We start from the raw sequence: 26,933 nt of genomic DNA on the forward strand, positions 1-26,933 counted from the left end.
GACGACGTGATGCAAACCCCTGCCGGACCTACGCTTCTGGGTGTCGACATAATGGTCGTCGGCTCGATCCTGGCGGCTATCGCTGCGGTGGCCGTCCTGTTCGCGATCTACACCGCTGTCACCATCAGCGATCCGATGGCGAAGCGGGTCAAGGCCCTCAACGCCCGCCGCGAGGAGCTGAAGGCGGGGGTCGTTACCGCGACCGCCAAGAAGCGCCAGAGCCTGACGCGCAAGTCCGACACGACCGAAAAGGTCAAGGAACAGCTCGGGCGGATGAAGGTCCTCCAGGATTCGCAGGTCCGCGAGATGCGGCAGAAGCTCGCCTGGGCGGGCTATCGCAACCAGGAAGTCGCGGTCATCCTGATCGCCCTGCGCGCCATCCTGCCGATCGTCGTCGGCGGCTTCGCCTTCGTGATGCTCTACATGGTCGAAATCTATCCCGACTGGCAGATGAAGCGCGTCGGCGCGCTCGCGCTCGTCATCTTCCTCGCCTATAAAGGCCCGGAAATCGTCCTGAAGAACAAGGCGACCAAGCGGACCGACGCGATCCGCAAGGGCCTGCCTGACGCGCTCGACCTGCTCGTGATCTGCGCAGAGGCGGGCCTTACCGTCGATGCCGCCTTCAACCGCGTCGCCAAGGAACTGGGCCGCGCCTATCCCGAACTGGGCGACGAATTCGCCCTCACCGCGATCGAACTGTCCTTCCTCAACGAACGCAAGAAGGCGTTCGACAATCTCGCTTTCCGCGTGAACCTGGAAGCGGTGAAGGGCGTGGTGACCACCATGGTCCAAACCGAACGCTACGGCACTCCGCTCGCCAGCGCGCTGCGCGTGCTGTCCGCGGAATTCCGCAACGAACGCATGATGCGCGCCGAGGAAAAGGCCGCACGCCTACCCGCGATCATGACCGTGCCGCTGATCATGTTCATCCTGCCGGTGCTGTTCATCGTCATTCTCGGCCCGGCGGCCTGTTCGATCACCGCAGCCTTCGAATAAGCGAAGGTTGCTGCGGCAGCTGCGGCCTCAGCCCTCCAGCGCTTCGGCGTCGAATTCGCCCGCCGCTTCGCGCAGGCGCAGCAACATGGATTTGAGTTGTTCGCGCTCGTCCTGATCGAGCGCGGAGAACAATTCCCGCTCGATATCGAGCGCCAGCGGCATGATCCGCGCATGGACCGCCCGCCCCTCCGCCGTCAGTTCGAGCAGGTGCGAGCGGCCGTCCGCGGCATTGGGCTGGCGTGCGGCGAGGCCGCGATCCTCCAGCGTCTTGCAGGCGCGATTGACCGGCACCTTGTCCATCAGCGTGATCTGCGACAGGTCGCGCTGCGTCAGCGGCCCGCTATCGCCCAGAACCGCCATGATCCGCCATTCGGTGGTCTTGAGCGCGAAGCGGCGGCGATATTGTTCGGCGATCCGGCTCGACACGGCATTGGACGCGATCGAGAGCTGGTAGGGCAGGAAATCGGCGAGACGCTGGGATGTGGGATGCTTGGACATGCCACGCGTCCTACATCCCCGGCATCGGAGCGCAAGTCCGTTGCATCGGCAACTATCTGTATTCGGGCTCGTCCCACCACGGGTAGAAGTCCGGCATGTCGCTGCTGACCGTGTCGGGATAATCGGGCTGCCGCTTTTCGAGGAAGCTGGCGACGCCTTCCTTCGAATCCGCGCTCTTGCCGAGGCGGTAGATCGAGCGGCTGTCGATCCGATGCGCCATCATCGGGTGGTCGGTAGCGGACAGGCGCCACAGCATCGCCCGCGTCATCGCCACCGATACGGCGGAGGTGTTGTCGGCGATCTCGCGCGCCAGCTCGATCGCGGCCGGCATCAGATATTCCTGCGCGTGGAGGGAGCGCACGAGGCCCCTTTCGAGCGCCTCTTCGGCCGAGAAAATCCGCCCGGTCATGCACCATTCGAGCGCGGTCTGCATCCCCACGAGGCGGGGCAGGAACCAGCTGGAGCAGGCCTCCGGCGTGATCCCGCGCCGGGCGAAGACGAAACCGAACCGCGCGGTCTCGCTCGCGAGCCGGATATCGAACGGCAGCTGCATCGTCGCGCCGACGCCCACCGCCACGCCGTTGCAGGCGCCGATCAGGGGCTTCTGCGAATTGAACAGGCGCAGCACCAGCCGCCCGCCCCCATCACGCACGCGCTCGTCCGAGAGATCCTCGACCGGGTCGTGGCGCGCGAAGATATTACCGCTCGATCCTTCCGGCGTCAGGTCCGCGCCTGCGCAGAAGGCTCTGTCGCCATGCCCGGTCACGATCACCGCGCGCACGCTGTCATCGGAATCGGTCACGTCGATGGCGTCGATCATCTCGTCCATCATCGTGCGGGTAAAGGCGTTCATCTTGTCCGGGCGATGCAGCGTCAGCGTCGCGATCCCGTCGGCGATATCGAGCTTGATCTGGGTATAGTCGGCCATCGTCCGGTCCTTTCAGAATGTCTCCCCGCCGGGCGGACCCGGCGGGGAAAATAAGGTCAGCGCGGCGCCATGCGGATCGCCCCGTCGAGGCGGACGTCCTCACCGTTGAAATAGCCGCATTCGAGCATGGTCAGCGCGAGCTGGGCGTATTCCTCGGGATTGCCGAGGCGCTTGGGGAACGGGACGCTGGCGGCCAGCGCTTCCTTCACCTGCGGCGGGGCAGCGTTCATCAGCGGGGTGTTGAAGATGCCCGGCAGGATGGTGTTCACGCGGATGCCCTCGCTCATCAGATCGCGTGCGATGGGCAAAGTCATGCCGATCACCCCGCCCTTCGACGCGGCATAGGCCGCCTGGCCCATCTGGCCGTCTTCGCCCGCGACCGAAGCCGTGTTCACGATCGCGCCGCGATCCCCATCGTCCGAGAGCGGGTCGAGCGTCAGCATCCCTGCGGCCGATTTGGCGATGCAGCGGAAGGTGCCGATCAGATTGACCTGGATCACGAATTCGAAGGCGGAGAGCGGGAAATGCTTGATGCTGCCGTCTTCCTTCGATCGGCTGGCGGTCTTGATCGCATTGCCGATCCCGGCGCAATTGACCAGGATACGTTCCTGCCCATGGGCCTCGCGCGCCTTGGCGAAACCGGCATCGACATCCTCTTCGCTGGTGACGTTAACCTTGCAGAAGACGCCGCCGATATCCTTCGCGACCGCTTCGCCCTTTTCCTCGTTCATGTCGAAGATCGCGACCTTGGCGCCCTTGGCCGCGATCGCGCGCGCGGTCGCCTCACCGAGGCCGGAGGCGCCGCCAGTGACGACGGCGGGGGTGTTGCTGCTGATTTCCATGGGGTAGTCCTCTCTATTTCTCGAAAAATTCGGGTTTAACGGGGTCAGAGCGCCTCGACGATGGTCACATTGGCGACGCCGCCGCCTTCGCACATCGTCTGGAGTCCGTATTTCTTGCCGTGCCGGTGCAGCGCGTGAACCAGCGTCGCCATCAGCTTGGTGCCCGACGCGCCGAGCGGATGGCCGAGCGCGATCGCACCGCCATGGACGTTGAGCCTGTCCGGGTCCGCGCCGGTATGCTTCAGCCAGGCGAGCGGCACGGGGGCGAAGGCTTCGTTGACCTCGTAAAGGTCGATATCCTCGATCCGCATCCCGGCCCGTTCCAGCGCGCGGTCGGTCGCGAACAGGGGTTCTTCCAGCATGATGACCGGATCGCCCGCCGTGACCGTCAGATTGTGGATACGCGCGAGCGGAGTGAGGCCGTATTCCTTCAGCGCCCGCTCGCTCACCACCATGACCGCGCTCGATCCGTCGCAGATCTGGCTGGCGCTCGCGGCGGTGATCTTGCCGTCCGGGCTAAGCAGCTTGACGCTCGCGATCCCTTCCAGCGTCGCATCGAAACGGATGCCTTCATCGACCGTGTGGCAGGCCTCGCCCTCCGAGGTCTCGATTGGTACACCGACGATCTCCTTCTCGAATGCGCCGCTTTCGGTGGCCCGGATCGCCTTCTGGTGGCTTTCGAGGGCAAAGGCGTCGAGCTGCTCCTTCGAGAAACGGTGCTTGTCCGCGATCATCTGAGCGCCGGTGAACTGGCTCCACTGGATGCCGGGGTATTTCTCTTCGAGGCCGGGCGATTTGTAGTGGCCCAGCCCCTCTTTCATGTGCAGCATCGCGGTCGAGCCCATGGGCACCCGGCTCATGCTTTCGACGCCCGCCGCGATGACGACATCCTGCGTGCCCGACATCACCGCCTGCGCCGCGAACTGGATCGCCTGCTGCGAAGACCCGCACTGGCGGTCGATGGTGACGGCAGGCACGCCTTCGCCAAGGCGTTTCGCCGCCAGCACCGCATTGCGGCCGACCTGCATGGCCTGTTCGCCGCCCTGGCTGACGCAGCCCATCACGACATCGTCGACCGCCTCGGCCTCGAGCCCCGTCCGCTCCATCACCGCATCGAGCGTGACCGCAGCGAGATCGACCGGGTGCACCCCCGCGAGCCGCCCCCCACGCTTGCCGCCGGCGGTGCGCACGGCTTCGACGATATAGGCTTCGGGCATGATGGTCTCTCCGGATCGCGTTGCTTTTCGAAACCGGAGGTATGGGAGGCTTACGTAAGCGTCAAGTTACAGCGCTTAACATTGGCCAAGAAACCCCGCGTCCCTTTCGCCGCACAGTATCCATGGAGCATCACACCGGGAGATCTCGCAACGATGTCGAGACCAAGACGCACCGTAACAATGTTGCAATGTGGTCACAGGGGCACTCTGAATGGTCGTTCATGGGGCGATTTCCATTGCCGAAACGCCCGTAAATGGCCCATCCGCACAGAAGCAAACATCGCTCGCGACGCGTTCCGATGCTTTGTTTCTCGCTGAATGGAGTCCGCATGGGGGCTCGTCTAAGGGGACTAAACCTAATGAATAAGATTTCCATCCTTAAGGCCAGCGCTGCACCGCTCGCCTTGAGCTTTGCGCTGGTGGGTACACCGGCCCTCGCTCAGGTTGCCGACGGACCGCTTCCGCCGGAAGACCAGACCGCCAACGCCGACGGCACCGAAGAGCCGAGCGGCACCATCGTCGTGACCGGTTCGCGTATCGCGCGTCCGAACATCGAAGCTGCCAGCCCCGTGACGATCGTCGGCGCGGAGCAGGTTCAGCTCACCGGTACGACCACCGTTGAAAACCTGCTGAACGAATTGCCGCAGGTCATTCCTGGCAATACGCGCGTTTCGAACAATGCCGGCGGCGAAAACTTCTCGACCATCGACCTTCGTGGTCTGGGTGCGGGCCGTACGCTGATCCTGCTCGATGGCGAACGCCTGCCTGCTTCGACGACCACGGGTGTGACGGACGTGTCGCAGATCCCGACCGGCCTGATCGAACGCGTCGAAGTTGTCACCGGCGGTGCATCCGCGGTCTACGGCTCGGACGCGATCGCGGGCGTCATCAACTTCATCCTCAAGGATGACTTCGAAGGTGCGGAGCTGACCGCTCAGCAGGGCATCTCGCAGGACGGCACCGGTTCCAACTACAACATCTCGGGCCTGCTTGGCGGCAATTTCGCCGACAATCGCGGCAACATGACCGTCTATGCTTCCTACACGCAGCGTGACGCCGTCAGCCAGGGCCGTTACGACTATTCGCGCGTCTCCGGCGCGATTTACCTGCCCGTGGAAGACGCGACCGGCCAGTACGGCATTCCGTATGTCGTCGACAGCCCGTCGGACGTTCAGAACACCACTGGCTTCACCCAGGTCCCCGTCTCCGGTGGTGGTTCCGCCACTCCGCCTTGGGGCTGGATCGCCAATAGCGCCACCAATCCGTTCCGGAACCTTGGCACCTTGCTTCCCGCCAATTTCGGTGCTGGTCGTACCGACACGAATTGCGACGGTGTGGCCGGTGGCGCCTACAACACCGGAAACCTGTCGTTCAACGACGCCGGTCAGTTGACGCCGCGCAACGCCGCTGGCCTCTGCAACATCCCGCTGCGTTCGATCGGCTCTTCGCGGTATAACTTCGCGCCCGACAACTACCTGATCATTCCGAACGATCGTCTGACGATCACTGCGAACGGTTCGTACGAGTTCTCGGAAGACACCCGTGCCAGTGTTTACGCCTCGTTCACCAACTCGAACACCCAGGTCGCTCTGGCTCCGACCCCGGCGACGAGCATTGTCGTTCCGGCGAACAGCCCGCTGATCCCTGCGGATCTTCGTGTGGCTCTCAACAGCCGTCCCAACCCGAATGCGCCGTTCATCATCAACCGTCGTTTCACCGAAACCGGTCCGCGTATCGGCGACTTCACGACGGACGCGAAGAACCTTCGTGCGATCATCGAGCATGATCTGAACGATGACTGGTCGATCAACTTCGTCGGCAGCTTCGGCCGCGTCGACAATACGAGCCGGAACCAGGGTAACATCCGTGCATCGGCTGTGACTCAGGGCCTCGCGGGCTGTCCCGCTGGTTCGGGTCCTGGCTGTGTCCCGGTGAACATCTTCGGCCCCGGCACGCTTACGCCCGATATGCTTTCCTTCGTTGCACTTTCGACGACGGATACTGAAAGCTTCGAGCAGCTGCGTGTCGCCACCAACCTCACCGGTAACCTCTTCGAACTTCCGGGTGGCCCGGTGGGCGTCGCGGTCGGTGCGGAATACCGCAAGGATACCGGCCAGACGCTGGTGGACGATGCGAAGCGTACCGGCGATATCATCGGTTTCAACGCGCAGAACGACATCTCAGGTTCGATCAACGTCAAGGAAATCTACGGCGAAATCCGTGTTCCGGTGCTTGAGATCCTGTCGCTCGGTGCCGGTGCTCGCTACTCCGACTATTCGTCGGTCGGTGGCCTGTTCAACTGGAAGGCCGAAGCTGAGCTGACGCCGCTTCCGTGGGTCAAGATCCGTGGGTCCTATAACCGGGCTGCTCGTGCACCGAACGTGTTCGAACTGTTCCAGAACGGTAACCAGGGCTTCCCGTCCTACACCGACCCCTGTAATTCGTCGAACACCAACCGTAACGATGCGCTCTGCGTCGCTCAGGGTGTGCCGGCTGGTGCCTTGGCCGGGTTCAACCAGGTCAACAGCCAGGTCCAGGCCTTTGCGTTCGGTAACCCGAACCTCAGCGAGGAAAAGGCTGAGACGTGGACTGCGGGCCTCGTCCTCACTCCGGGCACCATTTTCGGCGCTCGCGTGACGCTGACGGCGGATTACTACAACATCAAGCTTGATGACCGTGTCGCCGGACAGGGTGCGCAGTTCTTCATCGGACAGTGCTACACCGGTGCCGATCCGGCCGCCTGTAACCGCGTCGTTCGCGACACGACCACGGGCCAGATCGACTTCGTCAACACGACCGTTGTGAACGCCGACAATTCGTTCACCACTTCGGGCGTGGACGTTGGCATCGACGTGTCGTATCCGGCTTTCGGCGGCCAGTTGTATGTCTCTGACGTTCTCACCTACGTGGATGAGTACTCGATCGGCGATACCAACTTCGTTGACACCGTTTCTCCCGGCTTCGGCGGCGTGATCCCCGATTGGGCGAACACGGCGACGGTCGGCTGGCGCGGTGACGACGTCACGGCTCAGGTACGGTATGTTTGGAAGCGCGGTGCGCGTCAGAACTATCCGGGTGCCTTCCTCGATGGTCTCTACCCGTATGATCTGAATGATCCGGATTTCGCGTCGCTGTATGACGAGTTCCCCGATCGCATCAACGACCTGCACCTCGTGAACCTCTCGGTTCGCTGGCAGGCCGCCGAGAACTTCGAGTTCACCGGTATCGTTGACAACCTCCTCGACAAGTACCCGCCGCAGACGACGACCGGGATTTTCGAGCAGGCGAACTCCAACATCAGCTTCTACGATCGTTATGCGCTCGGCCGGACCTTCACCGTCCAGGCACGCATCACCTTCTAATAAGCTTCAGGTGTACAATTCGAGCGGCGGGCTTCGGTCCGCCGCTCTTTTTTTGCCTAGATCACACGGCTGTTCAGGTGCGCGCTGAGGGCGCAACAAGGCGCGTCGGAAAACGTACAGAAAGACGCTGCAAGTTTCGGCTGATTCAGCCGGGTTTTACGGGCAGACAATCGAAGGCTACGCTCAAACGGCGCGCTGCCCTGTCGATCGGAACGGTTCCGTGCCACATCGAGGATGGGAATAGCACCAGACTTCCTTCCTGTGGCGTGATCGTCTTTCGCGGTGACAGACCGATTCCAAGTTCGCTGGGTGGCTGGCCAAGCACGAGTTTTCCGGCACTATCGTTGGCCCCCGATCCACGCGGTGCCTCAGGAACGGTCAAATGCAGAGCGGAACTGATCCATCCGGCTGGATGGACATGCGAAAGGTGGAAACCTTCGTCTTTCAAGCGAACGGACCACGAGCCCACAAAGCGGATATCCTCCGCTTTTCGCCGGTAGAACGGATGGTCATTATCGTCAGGCAAGTTTGCCGCGTAATCACGGACGTGGGCTCTGATTTCGTCACGCAGCTGCGCAATCTCCGCCCTATCAAGCCGGAACAATGCGCCTTCGGTTTGCGTGCCCTTCCGTAAACTTTGATCGAGAGGATGATTGGAAGCACGATGAAGATGCTCGAGGCAAAGCCTCAGTTCTTCTAATTTTTCGGGAGCTGAAAGATAGTCGAGAGGGCGTTGTTCGACTTGTCTCTCATAGTCATGAAGCCAAAATTCCCGGTCATCGTCGAGAAGCCTCCAAGCAAGCCCCAGATAGGCCCAACCGAACTGACCTTTCGGGTCTAGCGTAGTGCTGCGCAACGCTGCAGCCTCCGCTTGTTCGGGCTCAGCGCGGCGAAGTGCGTTCCGGGCGCGAGAATCCCAGAAATGCGGCAATCGATCCATAATGGGCTCGATCCGTTGGAACAGCATCTCCGCTTTTTGTGCGTCCGAGATTTCGCTCAAAGCGATCGCTTCGAAATAATCGATGTTCGAATTCGCACCGAAGCGGGATCTGGCCTTCTCCGCGAGAGAGATCGTCATCTCGAAGTCGCGCGAACTGATTGTCAACGACAACCAATTCTCCCAGATCGCCCATTCATCCGGCCACTGGGCGACGAGGGCGCGATAGCTGCGATACGGATCCTTTCCAGTCGCATATTCCACCGCAAGTCGGGCAAGAGCGCGATGGGCCGCAAAGTATCCCGGCACTTCGCGCGCAAGCCGCTCATAACGCTCTTCAGCCTCTGCAACCCGCCCGTTATCCAACAGGGTTCCGGCAAGAATTTCTGCGAATTCAGGCGCCCCGCGAAAGCGCGCTTCATGTGCGACCAAAAATTCGAGAGCTTCTGGCGATCTTCCCAACTCTCGCAAAGTCTCGGCAAATCGCACTACGGCGACGAGATTACCCGGATCAATTTGCGATGAAACTTGGAAATGTTCCGATGCAGATTTGCTATCTCCAGCCTCATGCAAGACCGCAGCCAAGGCGTTGTGAAGCAAGGGTGATTTTGATTTTACTTGGAGAGCGCGCCTAAGCACCCTCTCCGCACCTTCGAATTCCCCTTCCGAAGCCGCGAGCCGACCGGCATTCACGCTCGCTTCGGTATAGCTGACATCCTTCTCGATAGCTTGCTCGAAGGCGTGTCTCGCTTTTTCTCTCGATCCGGCGTCTTGTAGTGCCAAGCCTAGGCTGTTGTGAATTTCGGCACTATCGATCCCCATCGAAATCGCTTTTTCGAAAGCCTCGACCGCAGCGGCCGGGTTCCCTGCCCGGCGACGGATGATACCGGCCAAATGCCACGCTGGCGCTGATGCCGAGCCAGCACCGATCAAGGCCTCGATCTGCTGCAGGGCCGGAGCTACAGCGCCCCGCTCTAAAAGGGCGTGAATGTCCGCTAGCTGGTGCGAATTCTGAGTCAAAAGACGGATGCCATGCGAAGAACGGCCCTTTTATCGATACTGGGTTCTACCGGATATCGAATAAATTCGATGTGTCAGCTTTTTGGAGTTAGCTCGTCCGGCAGGCTTGGCATCCAAGCGTTTGGCCAAGCCTCTACTCCACCACCATCTCCAACGCCCCATCCCCCTCGTCGATCTTGACGGTGCTGCCATCCGGCACCTCTCCGCGCAGCATCTTGTCGGCGAGCGGGTCCTGGACGTAGCGCTGCACCGCGCGCTTGAGGGGCCGGGCGCCATAGACCGGGTCGTAGCCCACCCGGCCGAGCCAGCGTTTCGCCGCTTCGGTCAGGTCGAGCGTTATCTTGCGGTCCTTCAGCAGCTTCTGCACCCGCGCGACCTGGATTTCGACGATCGGGGCCATGTGTTCCTGGCCGAGGCGATGGAACAGGATGATCTCGTCTAGGCGATTGAGGAATTCGGGGCGGAAATGCCCGCGAACCACATCCATCACCTGCGGTTCGACGTCCTCCACCTGCTGGTCGTCGGTCATCTGGGCGAGATACTGGCTGCCGAGGTTCGACGTCAGGATGATCAGCGTGTTCGAGAAATCGACCACCCTGCCCTGCCCGTCGGTCAGGCGCCCATCATCGAGCACCTGGAGCAGCACGTTGAAGACATCCGTGTGCGCCTTCTCGACCTCGTCGAACAGGACCACCTGATAGGGCCGCCGCCGAACCGCCTCGGTCAGGACGCCGCCTTCCTCATAGCCGACATAGCCCGGAGGCGCGCCGATCAGGCGGGCGACCGCGTGCTTCTCCATGAACTCGCTCATGTCGATGCGCACCATCGCCTGATCGTCGTCGAACAGGAAGCGCGCGAGCGCCTTGGTCAGCTCGGTCTTGCCGACGCCGGTCGGGCCGAGGAACAGGAAGCTGCCGAGCGGGCGGTTCGGGTCCTGTAGCCCAGCCCGCGCGCGGCGCACCGCCTTCGAGACCGCGTCGATTGCCTGAGACTGGCCGATCACCCGCTTGCCGAGAATTTCCTCCATCTGGAGCAGCTTCTCGCGCTCGCCTTCCAGCATCCGGTCCATCGGAATACCCGTCCAGCGGCTGACGACGCCTGCGATGTCGTCCTCGGTGACCTCTTCCCGAAGCAGTGCATTCTCGGTCTGGCCGGACGCTTCGTCGAGTTTCTTTTCAAGCTCGGGAATGCGCCCGTAGGACAATTCCCCCGCCCTCGCGAGATCACCCGCGCGCTGCGCCTGTTCGAGTTCCAGCCGCGCCGCGTCGAGATCTTCCTTGATGCGCGCTTCGGCGTGGATCTTGTCGCGTTCGTTCTGCCACCGCGTGGTCAGTTCGCTGGACTGCTGTTCCAGTTCGGACAATTCCTTGCGCAGCGCCTCGAGCCAGTCGCGCGAGGCGGTGTCGCTTTCCTTCTGGAGCGCCTGTTCCTCGATCTTGAGCTGGATGATCCGGCGGTCGAGGCCTTCGATCTCCTCGGGCTTCGATTCCACCTCCATGCGGATACGGCTCGCCGCCTCGTCCATCAGGTCGATGGCCTTGTCGGGCAGGAAGCGGTTCTGGATGTAGCGGTTGGAGAGCTGCGCCGCCGCCACGATCGCCCCGTCGGTGATGCGCACGCCGTGGTGCAGCTCGTATTTCTCCTTGATGCCGCGCAGGATCGAGATCGTGTCCTCGACGCTCGGCTCCTCGATATAGACGGGCTGGAAACGCCGCTGGAGAGCCGGGTCCTTCTCGACATATTTCTGGTATTCGTCGAGCGTCGTCGCGCCGATGCAGTGCAGTTCGCCCCGGCTGAGCGCGGGCTTCAAGAGATTGCCTGCATCCATCGACCCTTCCGAAGCGCCCGCCCCGATCAGCGTGTGCATCTCGTCGATGAACAGGATGATCTGCCCGTCGGCGCCTTTCACCTCGTCCAGCACGGCCTTCAACCGCTCCTCGAATTCGCCGCGATATTTCGCGCCCGCGATGAGCGCGCCGAGGTCGAGCGACATCAGCGTGCGGTTCTTCAGGGAATCCGGCACGTCGCCATTGGCGATGCGCAGGGCCAGCCCTTCCGCGATCGCGGTCTTGCCCGTGCCGGGTTCGCCGATGAGAGCGGGATTGTTCTTGGTCCGCCGGGCGAGGATCTGCACGGTGCGACGGATTTCCTCGTCGCGGCCGATGACGGGGTCCAGCTTCCCGTCACGCGCCGCCTGGGTCAGGTCGCGGGCGTATTTCTCCATCGCGTCATAAGCCTGTTCGGCATTGGCGCTGTCGGCGCGCCGCCCGCCGCGCAGTTCCGAAATCGCCGCTTCGAGCTTGGCTGGATCGACCTGGCCCGCCTTCAGGGCCTGCCCCGCCGACGTCGTGGTGGCGAGCGCCAGAGCGACAAGGAGCCGTTCCACCGTCACATAGGCATCGCCCGATTTCTGCGCGATCTGTTCGGCCTGATCGAGCACGCGCACCGCGTCGTTATCCAGCCCCGGCGTCGCCTGCGCGCCGCCGCCGGTCACCGCCGGAAGCTTTCCGAGCGCCGCATCGACCGCATCTTCCACCATGCGCGGCTGGCCGCCCGCGCGCGCGATCAGGCCCGAGGCCATGCCTTCGCTGTCCTCGATCATCGCCTTCAGAAGATGCGCGGGAGAAATACGCTGGTGGTTCATGCGGATCGCGACGGTCTGCGCGGCCTGCAGGAAGCCCTTGGCGCGATCGGTGAATTTTTCGAGATTCATGCGTGATTACCTTTGCTGGACTGTCTCGACCGATATGGTGTGGCCAATAAGCAACACAAGTGCGGCACTCTCTTTTTCAAGCTCTCGGAGCGGTGTGTTAGCGGAATATAGGACCTGACGACCGACTGGATAGGTTTCGCGGAAATATTTCCCGCGCTTTTCCCGCACTGGGCTTGTTCCTGCGCCGCGCCCGTCTAGGCAGGGCGTAGGAGAGATTTCATATGCGAAAATGGTTGCCGCGCCTGGGCTTTGCCCTGCTGGTTGTAGTGCTCGCGGGCTTCGTCGCCCTGGCGACGTGGGAACCCTTCTTTGCGGCGCACGATGAAGATGCGGGATCGTCCGGCCGAATCTACAGCGCCGAGATCGTGCGTGACGAATTCGGCGTTCCGCATATTTACGGCGAAACCGATGCCGATGTCGCCTATGGCGTCGCGATCGCCCATGCCGAGGACGATTTCTTCACGCTACAGGACGTGATCGCGATGAGCCGCGGGCGCTATGGCGCCATCGCCGGGCAAGACGGCGCGCAGGTCGATTACGTCTATCACTTGTTGGACGCGCGCGGCACGGCGGAGCGGCGCTATCCCGCCCTTCCCGCCGACACCCGCGCCCTGTTCGAAGCCTATGCCAGCGGTCTCAACCAGTTCGCCGCAGAACATCCCGACGAATTGAAGCTCGCCAATCTGTTTCCGATCGACGGGATGGACGTGGCGGCGGGCTTCGCGCTGCGCCAGCCTTTCTTCTTCGGCCTCAACAATGTCATCGGACCATTGGTGGCGGGCGAGAAGCTGCGGCCCGAATTCGGCCCTGCGATCACGCCCGATCCCGCCGCCGACGATGACGGCATCCCCCCTGCCCGCGTGATCGAGGATACCACCGATCACAGCGCGGCGCTCGGGCAGGAACCCGCGCGCGCACCTCTGCCATTGGGGCAGGACGGTGCGCTGGCCGGCTCCAACGCCTTTGCCATCGCGCCGGAGAAATCGGGCGGGCCGACCCTGCTCGTATCGAATGCCCACCAGCCCTGGCGCGGCGGCGTCGCCTGGTACGAACTCGTCGTCGAAAGCCAGGAAGGCTGGCATTATGCCGGGGCGAATTTCCCCGGCAGCCCGTTCCCCTTTCTCGGCCACAACGAGAATCTCGGCTGGACCAACACGGTCAACCGGCCCGACATGGTCGATGTCTACAAGCTCGTGATGGATGAGAGCGGGACGCGCTACCGCCTCGGCGACCGCTGGCTCGACCTCGAAGAGAAGACGGTCACCCTGCCCGTCAAGATGGGGCCGGTGGTCCTGCCGATCCGCCGTACGGTCTATCGCAGCGTGCACGGCCCGGTGGTGAAGAACGACAATGGCGTCTTCGCCTTCCGCTATGGCGGGATCGACAATCTCGGCCAGCTCGACGCCTATTACCGCCTCAACAAGGCGGAGGATTTCGCTGAGTGGGAGGCCGTGCTGGCCCGCATGGACATCCCCAGCACCAATTTCATCTACGGCGATCGCGAGGGCAATATCGCCTATGTCTACAACGCCGCCCTGCCCGACCGGAAGCCGGGCGTCGATTGGCGCGGCATCCTGCCCGGCGATGATCCCACGCTTATCTGGACCGGGCCGGTCGCCTATGAGCGCCTGCCGCGCTATTTCAACCCGGCGAGCGGATGGCTCTACAATGCCAACAACACGCCTTACACCGCCGCCGGTCCGGGCAGCGACCTTTCGGCGGAGGATTTCGCGCCCGAACTCGGCGTCGAGATGAAGCAGACCAATCGCTCGCGCCGCGCGTGGAAATTGATGAGCGAATCCAGCCTGATCGACCGCGAGCGGCTGGAGCGGATCAAGTACGATACCGCCTACGAGCGAACCGGCTATCTCGCGCGGATGTTTAACGAGATGGCGGCGCTCGACCTGTCGGACGCGCCCGATCTCGCCAAGGCCCGCGATCTGCTGCTGACCTGGGATTTCACCGCCGACAATGTCGGCAGCGCGGATGCGATCGCTCTTCTGACCGTGCGCGACTTCATGTCCGCGGAATACCAGAACAATCCCTGGCCCGACGCGCGCGAGGAACTGGCCGAGGCGGCCGATCACCTGATGACTCATTTCGGGCGGCTCGACCCACCGATGGGCGAATTGCTGCGCCTGCGCCAGGGGCCAGGCCCCTACGCGGTGGATCTGCCGCTCGATGGCGGGTCGGACACGCTGCGCGCCTCGACCACCTGGGATGTCGCCGATGACGGCAGACTGGCCGTGCGCCACGGGGACAGTTTCATCCAGTTCGTCGAGTGGCGGGATGGCGAGCGGGTGCGTTCGGAATCGATCCAGCCCTTCGGCGCGGCGACCACCAGGCCTCAGAACGCGCACTTCACCGATCAGGCTACGCTGTTCGTCCAGCACCGCTTGAAGCCGGTCCATTTCTGGCGCGAGGATGTCCTCGCCAATGCCGCGTCTCGAAAGCTGGTGACGAACGCCCGCTGACGCGATAGCACTTGCGTTCAAGCTGCTGTCTCAATTCACGAAAATTTCCTTGGGGGTTATCATGCGTATCAAGTCCATTCTCGCCGCGAGCGGCGCATCGCTCGTGCTCGCCGCCTGCACCACAACCGCGAACGACATGGACATGGCGAGCACGTCCACGTCCGCCGCTCCGATGGCCGATGCGGGCGACATGGGGACGGCCAAGCCCGCCGAACTCGCTTCGCTGATCGACGAGGTGGAAATCCCCTACGAGAAGTTCACGCTCCAGAACGGGCTCGACGTCATCGTCCATACCGACCGCAAGGCGCCCATCGTGGCGGTCGCGGTTTGGTACAATGTCGGGTCGAAGGACGAGCCCAAGGGCGAAAGCGGCTTTGCGCACCTGTTCGAACATCTGATGTTCAACGGATCGGAAAACGCGCCGGAAGACTACTTCCAGTACCTCCAGGAAATGGGCGCCACCGATTACAACGGCACCACCAATTTCGACCGCACCAATTATTTCCAGACGGTCCCCACCGCCGCGCTGGAACGCGCGCTGTGGCTGGAAAGCGACCGGATGGGCTATCTGCTTGGCGCGGTGACCCAGCAAAAGCTCGATAACCAGCGCGGCGTCGTCCAGAACGAGAAGCGCCAGGGCGACAACCAGCCCGGCGGCCTCGTCTTCTACGAAATCATCAAGGCCCTCTTCCCGGCGCCCCACCCCTACGACCACACGCCGATCGGTTCGATGGCCGATCTCGATGCGGCGACGATGGACACCGTGCAAAAGTGGTTCCGCGACAATTACGGCCCGAACAACGCGACGCTCGTGCTCGCCGGCGATATCTCGCCCGAACAGGCGCGCCCGATGGTCGAGAAGTATTTCGGCCCGATCGCGCGCGGCCCGGTGAACGAGCCCGCCATGGCCGAAATCACCGAGCTTTCCAGTGATGTACGCACGGTGATGAAGGATCAGGTCGCCGCGACCAATATCGCCAAATACTGGACCGCGCCGGGTATGCTCGACCGCGAATTGACCGCGCTGACCGTGGGCACGCAGATCCTCGGCGGCCTCGCCTCCAGCCGCCTCGACAATGCGCTGGTGCGCGACGAGAAGCTGGCCGTCGGCGTTTCGGCGGGCAATTTCAGCTTCCAGCGCGTCGGCATCCTCAATGTCAGCGCCACCGCGCGTCCCGGCGTCGATCCGGCGCTCGTCGAAAAACGCCTCAACGAACTGGTCGCCGATTTCATCCGCACCGGCCCGACCGAGGACGAGGTGCGCCGCGCCGCGACCAGCACCGTCTCCGGCACGATCCGCGGCCTCGAGCAGGTTGGCGGTTTCGGCGGCAAGGCGGTCACGCTGGCATCGGGCGAAGTCCTGGCCGACGATCCCGACTATTTCGCCAAGCAGCTCGAAATCCTCGCCACGCTGACGCCGGGCGAGGTGCAGGCCGCGATGCAGCGCTGGATGACGCGCCCGTCGATGACGCTGGTCCTCGAACCGGGTGAGCGCGACGGGACTTATGAAGAGGCCGCGTCGGTGGCCGCCGCCCCGACCTCAGCCGAAGACGCCATTGCCGAAGAGCAGATCACCGTCACCAAGATCCGGCCCAAGCCGCCGATCGCGGGCACGGCGGAACTGGACTTCCCCGATGTCCAGCACGTCACGCTCGCCAACGGAATGCGCCTCAATTACGCGCAGCGCGACGCGGTGCCGGCGACTTACGTGACCATGTCCTTCGATGCCGGCAGCGCCGCCGATCCGCGCGACAAGCGTGGGCTCGAATCGCTGGCGCTCGGCCTGTTCGACGAAGGCACCACGACCATGAGCTCGCAGCAGATCGCCGAGGCGCGCGAACGGCTGGGCGCCAGCATCTCGACCGGCGGCGGTGTCGACCGGTCGAGCTTCACCCTGTCCTCGCTCTCCGCCAATCTGGTGCCTTCGCTCGAACTGATGAGCGACATCATCCGCAACCCCGCCTTCGCCGATGCGGAGATCGAGCGGGTCCGCAACCAGCAGCTGACGGGCATCCAGCAGGAACTCCGCACGCCCCAGAGCATCGCTGCGCGCGCGCTCGCTCCGCTCGTCTACGGGGCGGACAATCCCTATGGCGGACCGGGCAGCGGCACCACGGAATCGGTCCAGTCGATCACCCGCGCGGACATCACCGGCTTCAAGGATCGCTGGATCCGGCCCGATAACGGCCAGGTCTTCGTGGTTTCCGATCGTCCGCTGAACGAAATCGTGACCGCGCTGAACGCCGTATTCGGTGACTGGCAGGCGCCGAACGTGGCGAAGGGCACCAAGAGCTTCGGCAGCATGGCCGCCATGCCGACCGAGCCGCGCGTGGTGCTGATCAACCGCCCCAACTCGCCGCAGAGCTTCATCCTCGGCGGGCAGCGCACGCCGGTCGATCCGCGTGAGCCGACCTATGTCGATTTCCTCAACGCCAATAACGCGCTGGGCGGTAATTTCCTCGCGCGCCTCAACATGAACCTGCGCGAGAGCAAGGGTTGGAGCTATGGCGTGCGCGGCGCGCCGCAGACCAATGAGAACGCGGTCGGCTACGTGATCTCGGCCCCGGTCCAGGCGGACCGGACGGGCGACGCGCTGGCCGAGCTGATCCGCGAGACCGGCGACTTCCTCGACAGCAACGGCGTCACCGATGCCGAACTGGAACGGATCGTCACGGCGCAGATCGGCGAATTGCCGGGCCAGTTCGAAACCTCGGGCGCGGTCCTCGGCGCGATGCAGCAGAACGCGCTCTACGGCCGCCCCGACAATTACTACGAGACGCTGGCGGCCCGCTACCGCGCGCAGACCGGCGAAAGCCTCGATGCGGCGGTTCGCGCGGCGATCGATCCCGATCGCTTCGTCTGGGTCGTGGTCGGCGATGCGAGCGTGGTGCGCCCGCAGCTCGACCAGCTCGGCCTCGACGTGGAAGTGCGCGAGATGGGCCAGTAAGGTCTAGTCGATCGCGCTTATTGACATTCGTGTCAGCAAGCGCGATTGAGCGGGCCGCGTTTTGAACTGCTTCAAACCTTTATTTCAGGAGAGCATACATGTCCGTAGCCGGAACCTACGATACCGTCGTCAAGAGCCCGATGGGCGACCAGAAGGGCACTTTCACCGTCGTCCCCGGTGACGATGGCAACACCTTCACCGGCTCGATGGCCGGCGGCATGGGCTCGATGGACGTCAAGGACGGCACCATCGCGGGCGATACGCTGAAGTGGAAGATGGACATGACCGTCCCCATGCCGATGACGCTCGACTGCGAAGCCACCGTGAATGGCGACCAGATGACCGGCAAGGTCAATGCGGGCGCATTCGGCGACATGGCCCTGACTGGCGAACGCCAGGGCTGATCGCCTTTCCGACCAACAGATAGGGGCCGCCGGAGCGATCCGGCGGCCCCTTTCGTTTGGACCGCGCCCATGGGCCGGAACCGCCAGCCTTTCCGCCGTTTGATCTCACGAGCATGGCTGACGAACCTTCCGACACACCTCGCCACCGCGCCGTCCCGAGCGGCCGCGTCGCGCGCCTCGGCACGTTCGGGCGATTGGCAGGCGGAGTCGCAGGCGGCGTCATCGGAGAAGGCGCGCGGCGCTTGGCACGGGGCGAACGGCCCAGGATGCGCGACCTTCTGCTGACGCCGGGCAATGTCGGCCGCCTCGCCGATCGCCTGTCGCATCTGCGCGGCGCGGCGATGAAGCTGGGCCAGATGATCTCCATGGACGCGGGCGATTTCCTCCCCGCCGAACTGGCCGCGATCATGGCCCAATTGCGCGAACAGGCCTATCGGATGCCGCCCAAGCAGCTTGCCGGGGTCCTCGCGCGCGAATGGGGCGCGGACTGGAAGACGCGACTCTCGGCCTTCGACGCCAACCCCATCGCCGCCGCCTCGATCGGCCAGGTCCACCGCGCCCGCCTGCCCGATGGGACCGAGCTGGCGATCAAGGTCCAGTATCCCGGTGTCGCGGAAAGCATCGATGCCGATGTCGACAATGTCGCGACGCTTCTGCGCGTGTCCAGCCTGCTGCCGCGCGAACTCGATCTCGGTCCCCTGCTGGACGAGGCCAAACACCAGCTCCACGAAGAAGCGGATTACGAACGCGAGGCGGGCGAGATGCGGCGCTTCGCCGACTGGCTGGAGGATGACGCGCGCTACCGCGTCCCGCGCCCGATCGAGGAACTGACCACGCAGCGCATCCTCGCCATGGAATTCGTGGCGGGCGATCCGATCGAAGCGCTCGAAACCACGCCGCAGGATGTTCGCGACACGGCGATGCGCGATCTGATGGCGCTGGTGCTGCGCGAATTGTTCGAATTCGGCGCGATGCAGACCGATCCGAATTTCGCCAATTACCGCTATGATCGGGAGAACGAGCGGCTCATCCTCTTGGATTTCGGTGCGGCACGCGATCTGAAGCCCGCTACGGCAGAAGGCTATCGCGCCATCCTTGCGGCAGGGCTGGCTGAGGACCGCGCAGCAGTGCGCCGCGCCACCATTGCAGCGGGCTTCCTGGGTGAAGCGGCGGCGGCGCGGCACAGCGCGCTGGTGGATCGCATGATCGACATCATCGTTACCGAAATGAACCGCCCCGGCCCGTTCGATTTCGGCGACCGGGCCTTTGTGGCCACCTTACGCGAACAGGGTATGGAAATGGCCGCCGACCGGGCGACCTGGCACATCCCTCCGGTCGATACCCTGTTCGTCCAGCGCAAGATCAGCGGCACCGCCTTACTGGCCGCGCGCCTGAAGGCCCGCGTCGATGTACGCGCTCTGGTTCGGTCCTACGTCACGCCATAGAAAAAGGACCGCCGGATCGCTCCGACGGCCCTTCTTTCTTAAAACCGATCAGATCAGTCGACGATATCCATCTCTTCGATCAGCGCGTCGGCGCCATCGACCTTGTCCATCACCCACAGCATATAGCGCGTGTCGACATGGATGGTGCGCGTGGTCTTGGGGTCGAAATCCCAGTCCGAATTGACGCTTTCGAACGTACCGTCGAACAACAGGCCCACCAGTTCGGCACGCGAATTGAGCGTCGCCGATCCGCTGTTCCCGCCGGTCGAATCGAGATCGGACAGGAAGTTCACCGGAACGCTGCCGATGCTGTCGAGCTTGTAGGGCCCGTAATCGCGCTGGCGGATTTCCTCCAGCTGCTTGGCGGGCGCGTTGAAGGGGTCTTCGCCCGTGTCCTTCTCCAGAATGCCTTCGAGCGTGGTGAAGGGCAGATAGGCCATCCCGTCGCGCGGCACGCCGCCCAGCACCTTGCCATAGGTCACGCGCAGCGTGCTGTTGGCGTCGGGATAGGTGACCACGCCCTGCGAGCGCTGCCAGTCGGTGATCGCTTCCATATAGGTCGGACGCACAGCCAGCATCCGGCCCGCGCGCGCTTCGCTTTCGGTCTCCAGCCCGCGCTCGTAATCGTAGAGCGCGACCGCGAGCTTCATGAACGGATCGCCGCTCGCTTCCAATTGCGCAGGCGTCGCATTCATCAGCGCCAGCCGCTGCTCGGCACTGTCGAGATCGGTCTGGGCGTAATAGGTGTCGAGCCGCTGCGACAGCGCGGCGCGATCGACATTTCCCGTCAGCCCCAGCGCGCGGTCGAGAACGGCCACGCGCCCGTTCGCCGGCTGATCGAGATACTGGTCGAGGAACAGCATCCATTCGGCCTTGTCGACCGCCGGATCGTAGCGCCGGTCGAGCGCCTGGAGGCCCTGGCGGAAGAAGGTCATGTCGCGTTCCTGGAAACCGGGATCGCGCTGCGCATCGGGCTTCTGCCGCTCCTTTGCCAGACGATAGAGGCGCTGCGCGGTGCCCAGCATCTGCGAATTGGTGGCGTAATTATAGAGGTAGTCCTCCCGCGCCGCCGCCGCGCTTTCCGCGCTCAGCGCCTGAAGATCGCGCACCGCACGGCCATACTGGGCGCGGCTGCGGTCCTGCGCGATCCAGTCCGCCAGCGACCGCTCGCGAATACGCCGCCGGTCGATCAGGCCGACGCGGCGCGCGCCCTCGATCTGGCCGCGCAGGTTCTTCTCGTAATTGTTGAGACCCGCCAGGCGCGATTCGTATTTGACCCGCGCGTCAGACCCTTCGGGCGCGGTTTCCTCGATCGTGTCGATCCACTCGTTGAGCATCGTCACCATCATCGGATATTGCCAGCCGAAGGTGTTCTCCACCTCGGTCAGCGTGGCGTAGCGCGAGGTCGATCCGGGATAGCCCGCCGCCATCACGAAATCCCCGTCCTCAAGGCCGGCGCGGCTCACCTTCAGGTGATGTTCGGGCTTGAACGGCACGTTGTTCGGCGAATAGTCCGCCGCCGACCCGTCGGGCGCGACATAGGCGCGGTAAAAGCTGAAATCGCCGGTGTGGCGCGGCCACATCCAGTTATCGATATCGCCGCCATACTTCCCGATCGAATCCGCCGGCGCGTAGACGAGGCGCACGTCGCGCACTTCGAGCCGCTTGATGAGCTTGTACTGGTCCCCGCCATAGAAGCTCGCGACGAGGCAGCGATAGCCCGCGTCCTGCTCGCATTCGGCGGTGATGTCCTTCATGCGCTGTTCGATCGTGTCGTAGCGGGCATTGGGCGAAAGGCGCTCGGTCCCTTCGCGCATCCGCTCGGTCACGTCGCTTTCCGCGACCGTCACATAGATGCGCGATCCCGGCGCAGCCTGCAATTCGGCGTCCTTGGTCTCGGCGAGGAAGCCGTTTTCGAGATAATTGTTCTCGGCGGTGGAATTGTACTGCACCGATCCGCGCGCGCAGTGGTGGTTCGTCACCACCAGCCCCTCGGGCGAGACGAAGCTGGCCGAACACCCGCCCAGCGAGACGATCGCGCCCATCGGGAATCCGGTGAGGTCGGACAGCGCCTCGGGCGAGATTTCCAGGCCCGTTTCGCGCAGATCGGCGGCGATCTCGGGCAGCTGGTCGGGCGTGTACATGCCTTCCTTGGCGGCGGCGGGCATGGCGATGGTGGCGGCGCCAGCCAGCAAGGCGGCGGTGGTGACGTATCTACGCATGATGTGGATCGATTCCTTTTCCCCAGCGCGCGTTGAGGCGCGCCCTGCCGCGTGGGCTAGGCCGATCGCGAGCGCGCTTCAAGCGAGCTTATCGGCGAGCGACATGAGCGCTCTGCCGGGGTCGAGCGTCAGAGATGCGCGCGCACCGCCTGATAGGCCGCCGCTGCGACGGTGTTGGCGAGATTGAGCGAGCGCACTTGGGTGGACCGCATCGGTAATTTAACGAGCGCCTCGCGATGGGCGGCCAGGATCGGCTCGGGAATCCCCTTGGTCTCGCGCCCGAACACGAGATAGGCGTCCGCGGGATAGTCGGGCTCGTAGAAGCTGCGCGCTGCGAATTCCTCGAATAGGAACATCTGGTCTCCGCGCGGCGCGCGATCGGCCATGAACGCCTCCCAGGAGCCAAATTCGACCAGCCGGATATGCTGCCAGTAATCGAGGCCGGAGCGCTTCACGCGCTTGTCCGAAATCTCGAAGCCGAGCGGGTGGATCAGGATCAACTCCATATCGAGCGCCACGCAGGTGCGCCCCACCGCACCGGTGTTGCCGGGTATCTCGGGCTGGACGAGGACGATGGAGGTCATCAGTTGTCGTTCAGGCCATCGGGCCAGTAGCTGCCCAGCCGGGTCTTCCAGCTTGTCTCGATACGCACCAGCTCGTCCTGCGGGAGATCGGGCGATACGCGTTGCAGGATCGAAAACGTAAAATTCTGCGGATCTCGATCTTTGAGGTGCTTATTCCCGCCGTGTCCGGAACGGGCATAATCGCGCCACCGCTGAAGAAGGTTCTCGTTTCCACCCGCAGAGCCAACGTATAGCCTCCGGTCCGAGCGATCGATTATCAGATAAACGCCCCGCCATTGTCGCAAGGCATCGCACCATTTTCGTGGCAGTATCGCAATCTGGGCTCGAGTGAGGCTAATGTCCGACCACACGGGCATATCGCGCGCAAGCAAATCGTCTTCGGCGATAGCCAAAACGGGGAAGACATTGCGATCGGCCCAGCGATACCATGACCGCTCCAAGCCGGGCCATTGAATGATGAGCTTACGCTTCCAGTCCTCGAGAAATTCGGTCTCGAGCAATTTGAACTGGGCGATCGTCTCGCGAGTGGCTCCCCCCGAAGCACCGGCCATTCCGTATGTTTCAAGTTCTTGGTGTAGCGGACGAGCCGCCCATTGCCTGCTGGTGAGGTCTTCCCAACCGTCGATGTCGTAGAGACCGACGAACACAGCCTCACCCGGCCCGCGTCGCAAGAAACTGGCAACATGACGCGCACGCTTCACAGCGGATTCGGTTCGGGAGTTGTGCGTATTCTGGTAGCAATCGAACAGATCGGGACGCTCGGCCACGATCCAGTCGAAATTTCGATTGAGCTCAGGCTCGGTCGGTCGATGGCGAAAAACCACAACCTTGGCCGGGTCGATATTCGCGCCCTCCAGCAAAGCATTGAAGGTCAATGCCGGAGAGCAAGCGATCACCCCAGCCGGTCCTTCAGAATCTGATTCACCACCGCCGGATTGGCCTTGCCCTGCATCGCCTTCATCGTCTGGCCGACGAAGAAGCCGAACAGCTTGTCCTTGCCGCCGCGATATTGGTCTACCTTGTCCTGATTGGCGGCAATGATGTCGTCCACCGCGGCCTCGATCGCGCCGGTGTCGCTGACCTGCTTCAGGCCCTCTGCATCGGCGATTTCCTCGGGATCGCGGCCGGACTTGAGGACGATCTCGTAAATCTCCTTCGCCTGCCCGCCCGAAATCTCGCCCTTGTCCTGCATGGCGAGGATGCTCGCCTGCGCCTCGGCAGTGGCGTTGGCGGGATCGGCTTCCTCGCCGAGCGACTTCATCACGCCCGGCGCCACGGACAGCGCCCAGTTCGCGGTCTGCGTAGCGACTTGGGGTTCCGGCTTGCCGATCTTGGCCGCGACCGCGCCCAGCAGCGTTTCGAAGCGCGCATAGGTCTCGACCTCGGCGGTCAGCTCGCGCGCATTATAGGGCGTCAGCCCCAGCTCGCTCTCATAGCGCCGCCGTTTGGCGTCGGGCAGTTCGGGTAGCGAGGCGCGACAATCGTCGAGGAAGCTTTCCTCCAGCTCCAGCGGCAGCAGGTCGGGATCGGGGAAATAGCGGTAATCATGCGCGTCTTCCTTCGACCGCATGGTCCGCGTGGTGCCGGTGCCCGGATCGAACAGGCGCGTTTCCTGATCGACGCTGCCGCCGCTCTCCAGCACATCGACCTGGCGATTGGCCTCGTATTCGATGACCTGCATGACGAAGCGCACGCTGTTGACGTTCTTCGTCTCGGTCCGCGTGCCGAATTCCTCGCCCGGCTTGCGCACGGAAACGTTCACGTCCGCGCGCATCGAGCCTTCTTCCATGTTCCCGTCGCACGATCCGACATAGCGCAGGATCGAACGCAGCTTGCGCACATAGGCCCCGGCCTCCGCCGGTGAGCGCATATCGGGGCGGCTGACGATCTCCATCAGGGCGACACCGCTGCGATTGAGATCGACATAGGACATGGTCGGATGCTGATCGTGCATCAGCTTGCCCGCATCCTGTTCGACATGGATGCGCTCGATCCCGATGACCTTGTCTTGCGGAATGCCCGCCTTCTCGTCCGCCTCGATCGTCAGCTGCCCCTCGCCGACGATGGGGTGGTAGAGCTGGCTGATCTGGTAGCCCTGCGGCAGGTCGGCGTAGAAGTAGTTCTTGCGGTCGAACCGGCTGTAGCGGTTGATCTGCGCGTCGATCGCCATGCCAGTGCGCACGGCCTGGCGGATGCATTCGCGGTTCGGCACCGGGAGCATTCCCGGCATGGCGGCATCGACGAGGCTGACCTGCGAATTCGGCTCCGCGCCGAAGGCGGTGCTGGCGCCCGAAAACAGCTTGGCCGCGCTCGTCACCTGCGCGTGGACTTCGAGGCCGATCACGACCTCCCATTCGCCCGTCGCGCCCTGGATGCGGTACTCACTCATCGTCCATCACCTTACCGTCGGAATCGAAACGCGCCTCGCCGGTCTTGCCCCGGCTCGCCACCCAGACCGGGACCACGCACAAAGTCACGAGGACCGCGATCGACGCGATCCATTCGACCGGGCCCCAGCCTAGCACCACCAGGCCTCCGGCTTGGCCGTGAACCCGGCCCGCTGTTCGATCGCGAGGCCTGCGTTCAGCACGCCCTGTTCGTCGAAGGGCTTGCCCACGATCTGGAGGCCGAGCGGCAGGCCGTCCGCGTTGAGACCGGCGGGCACGCTCATCGCCGGGAGCCCCGCGAGGCTGGCGGGCACGGCAAAGACGTCGTTCAGATACATGGTCAGCGGATCGTCGTTGAGCGACCCCAGCGGGAAGCTCGCAGTCGGAGTCGTCGGCGCGAGGATGGCGTCGCATTGCGACCAGGCGTTCTCGAAATCCCGGGCGACGAGCGCACGGACCTTCTGCGCCTGCGTGTAATAGGCGTCGTAGAAGCCCGCGCTCAAGACATAGGTGCCGATCAGGATGCGGCGCTTGACCTCGTCCCCGAACCCGTCGGCGCGCGTGGCGGCGTACATGTCCTGAAGGCCTGCCCCGTCCGGCAGGTCGCGCAGGCCGTAGCGCACCCCGTCATAGCGGGCGAGATTGCTCGACGCTTCGGCGGGCGCGATGATGTAATAGGCGGGCAGCGCGTATTTGGTGTGGGGCAGCGCAATATCGACGATCTCGGCGCCCGCATCGCGCAGCCATTCCTTGCCCTGCTCCCAGCTGGAGAGAATTTCCGCGTCGGTCCCGTCCATGCGGTATTCGCGCGGGATGCCGATGCGCTTGCCCTTGAGATCGGCGTCGAGCGCGGCTTCCCAGTTCGGCACGTCCATCTGGAGGCTGGTCGCATCTTTGGGATCGAAGCCCGCCATCGCTTCGAGCATGATGGCGCAATCTTCCACGCTGCGCGCCATCGGACCCGCCTGATCGAGGCTGCTGGCGAAGGCGACGACGCCCCAGCGGCTGCACCTTCCATAGGTCGGCTTGATACCGGTGATCCCCGCGAAAGCAGCGGGCTGGCGGATCGAGCCGCCCGTGTCCGTGCCGGTGGCGGCAGGCGCGATCCGCGCGGCGACCGCGGCGCTGGACCCGCCGGAGGAACCGCCCGGGCTCATCGCGGCATTGGTGCCCGCCTTCTTCCAGGGCGAAGAGACATTGCCGAAATAGCTGGTCTCGTTCGACGATCCCATCGCGAACTGGTCGAGATTGAGCTTTCCGAGCATCCCCGCGCCCGCTTCCCACAATTTCTGCGAGACGGTGCTTTCATAGCGCGGGACGAAGCCTTCGAGGATGTGGCTCGCGGCGGTGGTCTGCACCCCGTCGGTGCAGAACAGGTCCTTCATCCCGATCGGCACGCCGCCCATTTTACCCAGATCCTCGCCCTTGGCGCGCTTCGCGTCGACGGCGTCGGCGGCGGCCAGCGCGTGATCGGGCGTGGTTACGATGAAGGCGTTCAGCGCGCTCGCCTTTTCGACGGCGACGTTGAAGGCTTCGGCGGCCTCGCGCGCGGTGAAATCGCCGCTGGCGATGCCGTCACGCAGGGCCTTTACGCCCAGTTCGGTCAGGTCGGTCATATTATTCGATCACCTTGGGCACACCGAAAAAGCCGTGTTCGGCGGCGGGCGCGTTGGCCAGCACATCCTCGCGGCGGCCACCAGCGGTCTGGGGGATGGCGTCGACCTCGTCGTCGCGCAGGCGAAGCGTGTTGGGGATCACCGCCGTCATCGGCTCGACCCCGGTCACGTCGACCTCGCCCAATTGTTCCACCCAGTCGAGGATGTTGTTGAGTTCGGGCACCATGTTGTCGAGCGCATCGTCGCCCATACGGATGCGCGCCAGGGAGGCGATCTTCGCCACTTCGTCTCGTGTAACCGACATGTGCGCCGCGTTAGCCGCGCGGCACCATGCCTTCAAG

Annotated in this window: 19 protein-coding genes; 6 read left to right on the plus strand and 13 right to left on the minus strand. The window is 63.7% G+C overall.

Annotated features, from left to right (window positions below; all coding sequences use genetic code 11):
• Positions 1 to 9 precede the first annotated feature (9 nt).
• On the plus strand, positions 10 to 996 hold the full coding sequence (locus GRI47_RS08520; RefSeq protein ID WP_202387398.1) for a type II secretion system F family protein: 987 nt from the start codon (positions 10 to 12) through the stop codon (positions 994 to 996).
• A gap of 27 nt (positions 997 to 1,023) precedes the next feature.
• On the opposite strand, the gene GRI47_RS08525 is transcribed toward GRI47_RS08520, so the two are convergent.
• From GRI47_RS08525 to GRI47_RS08540, 4 genes are read right to left on the minus strand one after another with little or no spacing between them, the layout of a single operon-like run.
• The gene (locus GRI47_RS08525; RefSeq protein WP_160660838.1) at positions 1,024 to 1,494 is read right to left on the minus strand and encodes a MarR family winged helix-turn-helix transcriptional regulator; all 471 of its coding nucleotides are present in this window, start codon (positions 1,492 to 1,494) and stop codon (positions 1,024 to 1,026) included.
• Positions 1,495 to 1,546: 52 nt separating this feature from the next.
• A complete protein-coding gene (locus GRI47_RS08530) occupies positions 1,547 to 2,422 on the minus strand; it encodes a crotonase/enoyl-CoA hydratase family protein (RefSeq protein WP_160660839.1) in 876 nt (291 codons plus the stop codon).
• A 56-nt stretch (positions 2,423 to 2,478) separates the two neighbouring features.
• Positions 2,479 to 3,264, minus strand: a complete 786-nt coding sequence (locus GRI47_RS08535) for an SDR family NAD(P)-dependent oxidoreductase (RefSeq protein WP_160660840.1) — start codon at positions 3,262 to 3,264, stop codon at positions 2,479 to 2,481.
• A gap of 44 nt (positions 3,265 to 3,308) precedes the next feature.
• Positions 3,309 to 4,481 (minus strand): acetyl-CoA C-acetyltransferase, encoded by a 1,173-nt coding sequence (locus tag GRI47_RS08540; RefSeq protein ID WP_160660841.1) that lies wholly within the window; start codon positions 4,479 to 4,481, stop codon positions 3,309 to 3,311.
• Positions 4,482 to 4,840: 359 nt separating this feature from the next.
• Here GRI47_RS08540 and GRI47_RS08545 point away from each other — a divergent pair, with 359 nt between their 5' ends.
• The gene (locus tag GRI47_RS08545; RefSeq protein WP_160660842.1) at positions 4,841 to 7,843 is read left to right on the plus strand and encodes a TonB-dependent receptor domain-containing protein; all 3,003 of its coding nucleotides are present in this window, start codon (positions 4,841 to 4,843) and stop codon (positions 7,841 to 7,843) included.
• A 145-nt stretch (positions 7,844 to 7,988) separates the two neighbouring features.
• Here the strand turns inward: GRI47_RS08545 and GRI47_RS08550 are convergent, their stop codons facing one another.
• Complete coding sequence (locus GRI47_RS08550; RefSeq protein WP_160660843.1) at positions 7,989 to 9,674, minus strand: tetratricopeptide repeat protein; 1,686 nt, start codon at positions 9,672 to 9,674, stop codon at positions 7,989 to 7,991.
• A gap of 259 nt (positions 9,675 to 9,933) precedes the next feature.
• Positions 9,934 to 12,513, minus strand: a complete 2,580-nt coding sequence (gene clpB, locus GRI47_RS08555) for an ATP-dependent chaperone ClpB (protein ID WP_160660844.1) — start codon at positions 12,511 to 12,513, stop codon at positions 9,934 to 9,936.
• A 221-nt stretch (positions 12,514 to 12,734) separates the two neighbouring features.
• Between clpB and GRI47_RS08560 the strand changes: the two genes are divergently transcribed.
• From GRI47_RS08560 to GRI47_RS08575, 4 genes are all read left to right on the plus strand, one after another.
• Positions 12,735 to 14,987, plus strand: coding sequence for a penicillin acylase family protein (locus tag GRI47_RS08560; protein ID WP_160660845.1), 2,253 nt, complete (start codon positions 12,735 to 12,737; stop codon positions 14,985 to 14,987).
• Positions 14,988 to 15,123: 136 nt separating this feature from the next.
• Entirely contained in the window at positions 15,124 to 17,934 is a 2,811-nt protein-coding gene (locus GRI47_RS08565) for a M16 family metallopeptidase (RefSeq protein ID WP_419956996.1), read from the plus strand.
• A 98-nt stretch (positions 17,935 to 18,032) separates the two neighbouring features.
• Complete coding sequence (locus GRI47_RS08570; RefSeq protein WP_067682626.1) at positions 18,033 to 18,338, plus strand: hypothetical protein; 306 nt, start codon at positions 18,033 to 18,035, stop codon at positions 18,336 to 18,338.
• Positions 18,339 to 18,451: 113 nt separating this feature from the next.
• Positions 18,452 to 19,783, plus strand: coding sequence for an ABC1 kinase family protein (locus tag GRI47_RS08575; protein ID WP_160660847.1), 1,332 nt, complete (start codon positions 18,452 to 18,454; stop codon positions 19,781 to 19,783).
• 53 nt (positions 19,784 to 19,836) lie between these two features.
• Here GRI47_RS08575 and GRI47_RS08580 read toward each other — a convergent pair whose 3' ends face one another.
• The 7 genes from GRI47_RS08580 to gatC all read right to left on the minus strand — a co-directional run bounded on the left by GRI47_RS08580 (position 19,837) and on the right by gatC (position 26,896).
• Entirely contained in the window at positions 19,837 to 22,005 is a 2,169-nt protein-coding gene (locus GRI47_RS08580) for a S46 family peptidase (protein WP_160660848.1), read from the minus strand.
• A 128-nt stretch (positions 22,006 to 22,133) separates the two neighbouring features.
• Complete coding sequence (locus GRI47_RS08585) at positions 22,134 to 22,589, minus strand: tRNA (cytidine(34)-2'-O)-methyltransferase (RefSeq protein WP_160660849.1); 456 nt, start codon at positions 22,587 to 22,589, stop codon at positions 22,134 to 22,136.
• Positions 22,589 to 23,464, minus strand: coding sequence for a GIY-YIG nuclease family protein (locus tag GRI47_RS08590; RefSeq protein ID WP_160660850.1), 876 nt, complete (start codon positions 23,462 to 23,464; stop codon positions 22,589 to 22,591). Before GRI47_RS08590 ends, GRI47_RS08585 begins: the two co-directional genes overlap by 1 nt.
• 17 nt (positions 23,465 to 23,481) lie before the next feature.
• Positions 23,482 to 24,978: an Asp-tRNA(Asn)/Glu-tRNA(Gln) amidotransferase subunit GatB gene (gene gatB / locus GRI47_RS08595; protein WP_160660851.1), complete on the minus strand. Its 1,497-nt coding sequence runs from the start codon at positions 24,976 to 24,978 to the stop codon at positions 23,482 to 23,484.
• On the minus strand, positions 24,971 to 25,117 hold the full coding sequence (locus GRI47_RS08600) for a hypothetical protein (protein WP_160660852.1): 147 nt from the start codon (positions 25,115 to 25,117) through the stop codon (positions 24,971 to 24,973). Before GRI47_RS08600 ends, gatB begins: the two co-directional genes overlap by 8 nt.
• Positions 25,108 to 26,592 (minus strand): Asp-tRNA(Asn)/Glu-tRNA(Gln) amidotransferase subunit GatA, encoded by a 1,485-nt coding sequence (gatA, locus tag GRI47_RS08605; protein ID WP_160660853.1) that lies wholly within the window; start codon positions 26,590 to 26,592, stop codon positions 25,108 to 25,110. The genes GRI47_RS08600 and gatA overlap by 10 nt, the downstream gene beginning before the upstream one ends.
• A gap of 1 nt (position 26,593) precedes the next feature.
• The gene (gene gatC / locus GRI47_RS08610; protein WP_160660854.1) at positions 26,594 to 26,896 is read right to left on the minus strand and encodes an Asp-tRNA(Asn)/Glu-tRNA(Gln) amidotransferase subunit GatC; all 303 of its coding nucleotides are present in this window, start codon (positions 26,894 to 26,896) and stop codon (positions 26,594 to 26,596) included.
• Positions 26,897 to 26,933 lie beyond the last annotated feature (37 nt).

Source organism: Qipengyuania pelagi, from assembly GCF_009827295.1.
In the GTDB taxonomy this organism is placed as follows: domain Bacteria; phylum Pseudomonadota; class Alphaproteobacteria; order Sphingomonadales; family Sphingomonadaceae; genus Qipengyuania; species Qipengyuania pelagi.

What these genes read in the sequence shown, in the direction of transcription:
- GRI47_RS08570 (WP_067682626.1), top strand. Translation starts at nt 18,033, where the DNA reads ATGTCCGTAGCCGGAACCTACGATACCGTCGTCAAGAGCCCGATGGGC.
- gatA (WP_160660853.1), bottom strand. Translation starts at nt 26,592, where the DNA reads ATGACCGACCTGACCGAACTGGGCGTAAAGGCCCTGCGTGACGGCATC.
- GRI47_RS08520 (WP_202387398.1), top strand. Translation starts at nt 10, where the DNA reads ATGCAAACCCCTGCCGGACCTACGCTTCTGGGTGTCGACATAATGGTC.
- GRI47_RS08525 (WP_160660838.1), bottom strand. Translation starts at nt 1,494, where the DNA reads ATGTCCAAGCATCCCACATCCCAGCGTCTCGCCGATTTCCTGCCCTAC.
- GRI47_RS08530 (WP_160660839.1), bottom strand. Translation starts at nt 2,422, where the DNA reads ATGGCCGACTATACCCAGATCAAGCTCGATATCGCCGACGGGATCGCG.
- GRI47_RS08535 (WP_160660840.1), bottom strand. Translation starts at nt 3,264, where the DNA reads ATGGAAATCAGCAGCAACACCCCCGCCGTCGTCACTGGCGGCGCCTCC.
- GRI47_RS08560 (WP_160660845.1), top strand. Translation starts at nt 12,735, where the DNA reads ATGCGAAAATGGTTGCCGCGCCTGGGCTTTGCCCTGCTGGTTGTAGTG.
- GRI47_RS08545 (WP_160660842.1), top strand. Translation starts at nt 4,841, where the DNA reads ATGAATAAGATTTCCATCCTTAAGGCCAGCGCTGCACCGCTCGCCTTG.
- GRI47_RS08565 (WP_419956996.1), top strand. Translation starts at nt 15,124, where the DNA reads ATGGACATGGCGAGCACGTCCACGTCCGCCGCTCCGATGGCCGATGCG.
- clpB (WP_160660844.1), bottom strand. Translation starts at nt 12,513, where the DNA reads ATGAATCTCGAAAAATTCACCGATCGCGCCAAGGGCTTCCTGCAGGCC.
- GRI47_RS08580 (WP_160660848.1), bottom strand. Translation starts at nt 22,005, where the DNA reads ATGCGTAGATACGTCACCACCGCCGCCTTGCTGGCTGGCGCCGCCACC.
- GRI47_RS08540 (WP_160660841.1), bottom strand. Translation starts at nt 4,481, where the DNA reads ATGCCCGAAGCCTATATCGTCGAAGCCGTGCGCACCGCCGGCGGCAAG.
- gatB (WP_160660851.1), bottom strand. Translation starts at nt 24,978, where the DNA reads ATGAGTGAGTACCGCATCCAGGGCGCGACGGGCGAATGGGAGGTCGTG.
- GRI47_RS08575 (WP_160660847.1), top strand. Translation starts at nt 18,452, where the DNA reads ATGGCTGACGAACCTTCCGACACACCTCGCCACCGCGCCGTCCCGAGC.
- gatC (WP_160660854.1), bottom strand. Translation starts at nt 26,896, where the DNA reads ATGTCGGTTACACGAGACGAAGTGGCGAAGATCGCCTCCCTGGCGCGC.
- GRI47_RS08585 (WP_160660849.1), bottom strand. Translation starts at nt 22,589, where the DNA reads ATGACCTCCATCGTCCTCGTCCAGCCCGAGATACCCGGCAACACCGGT.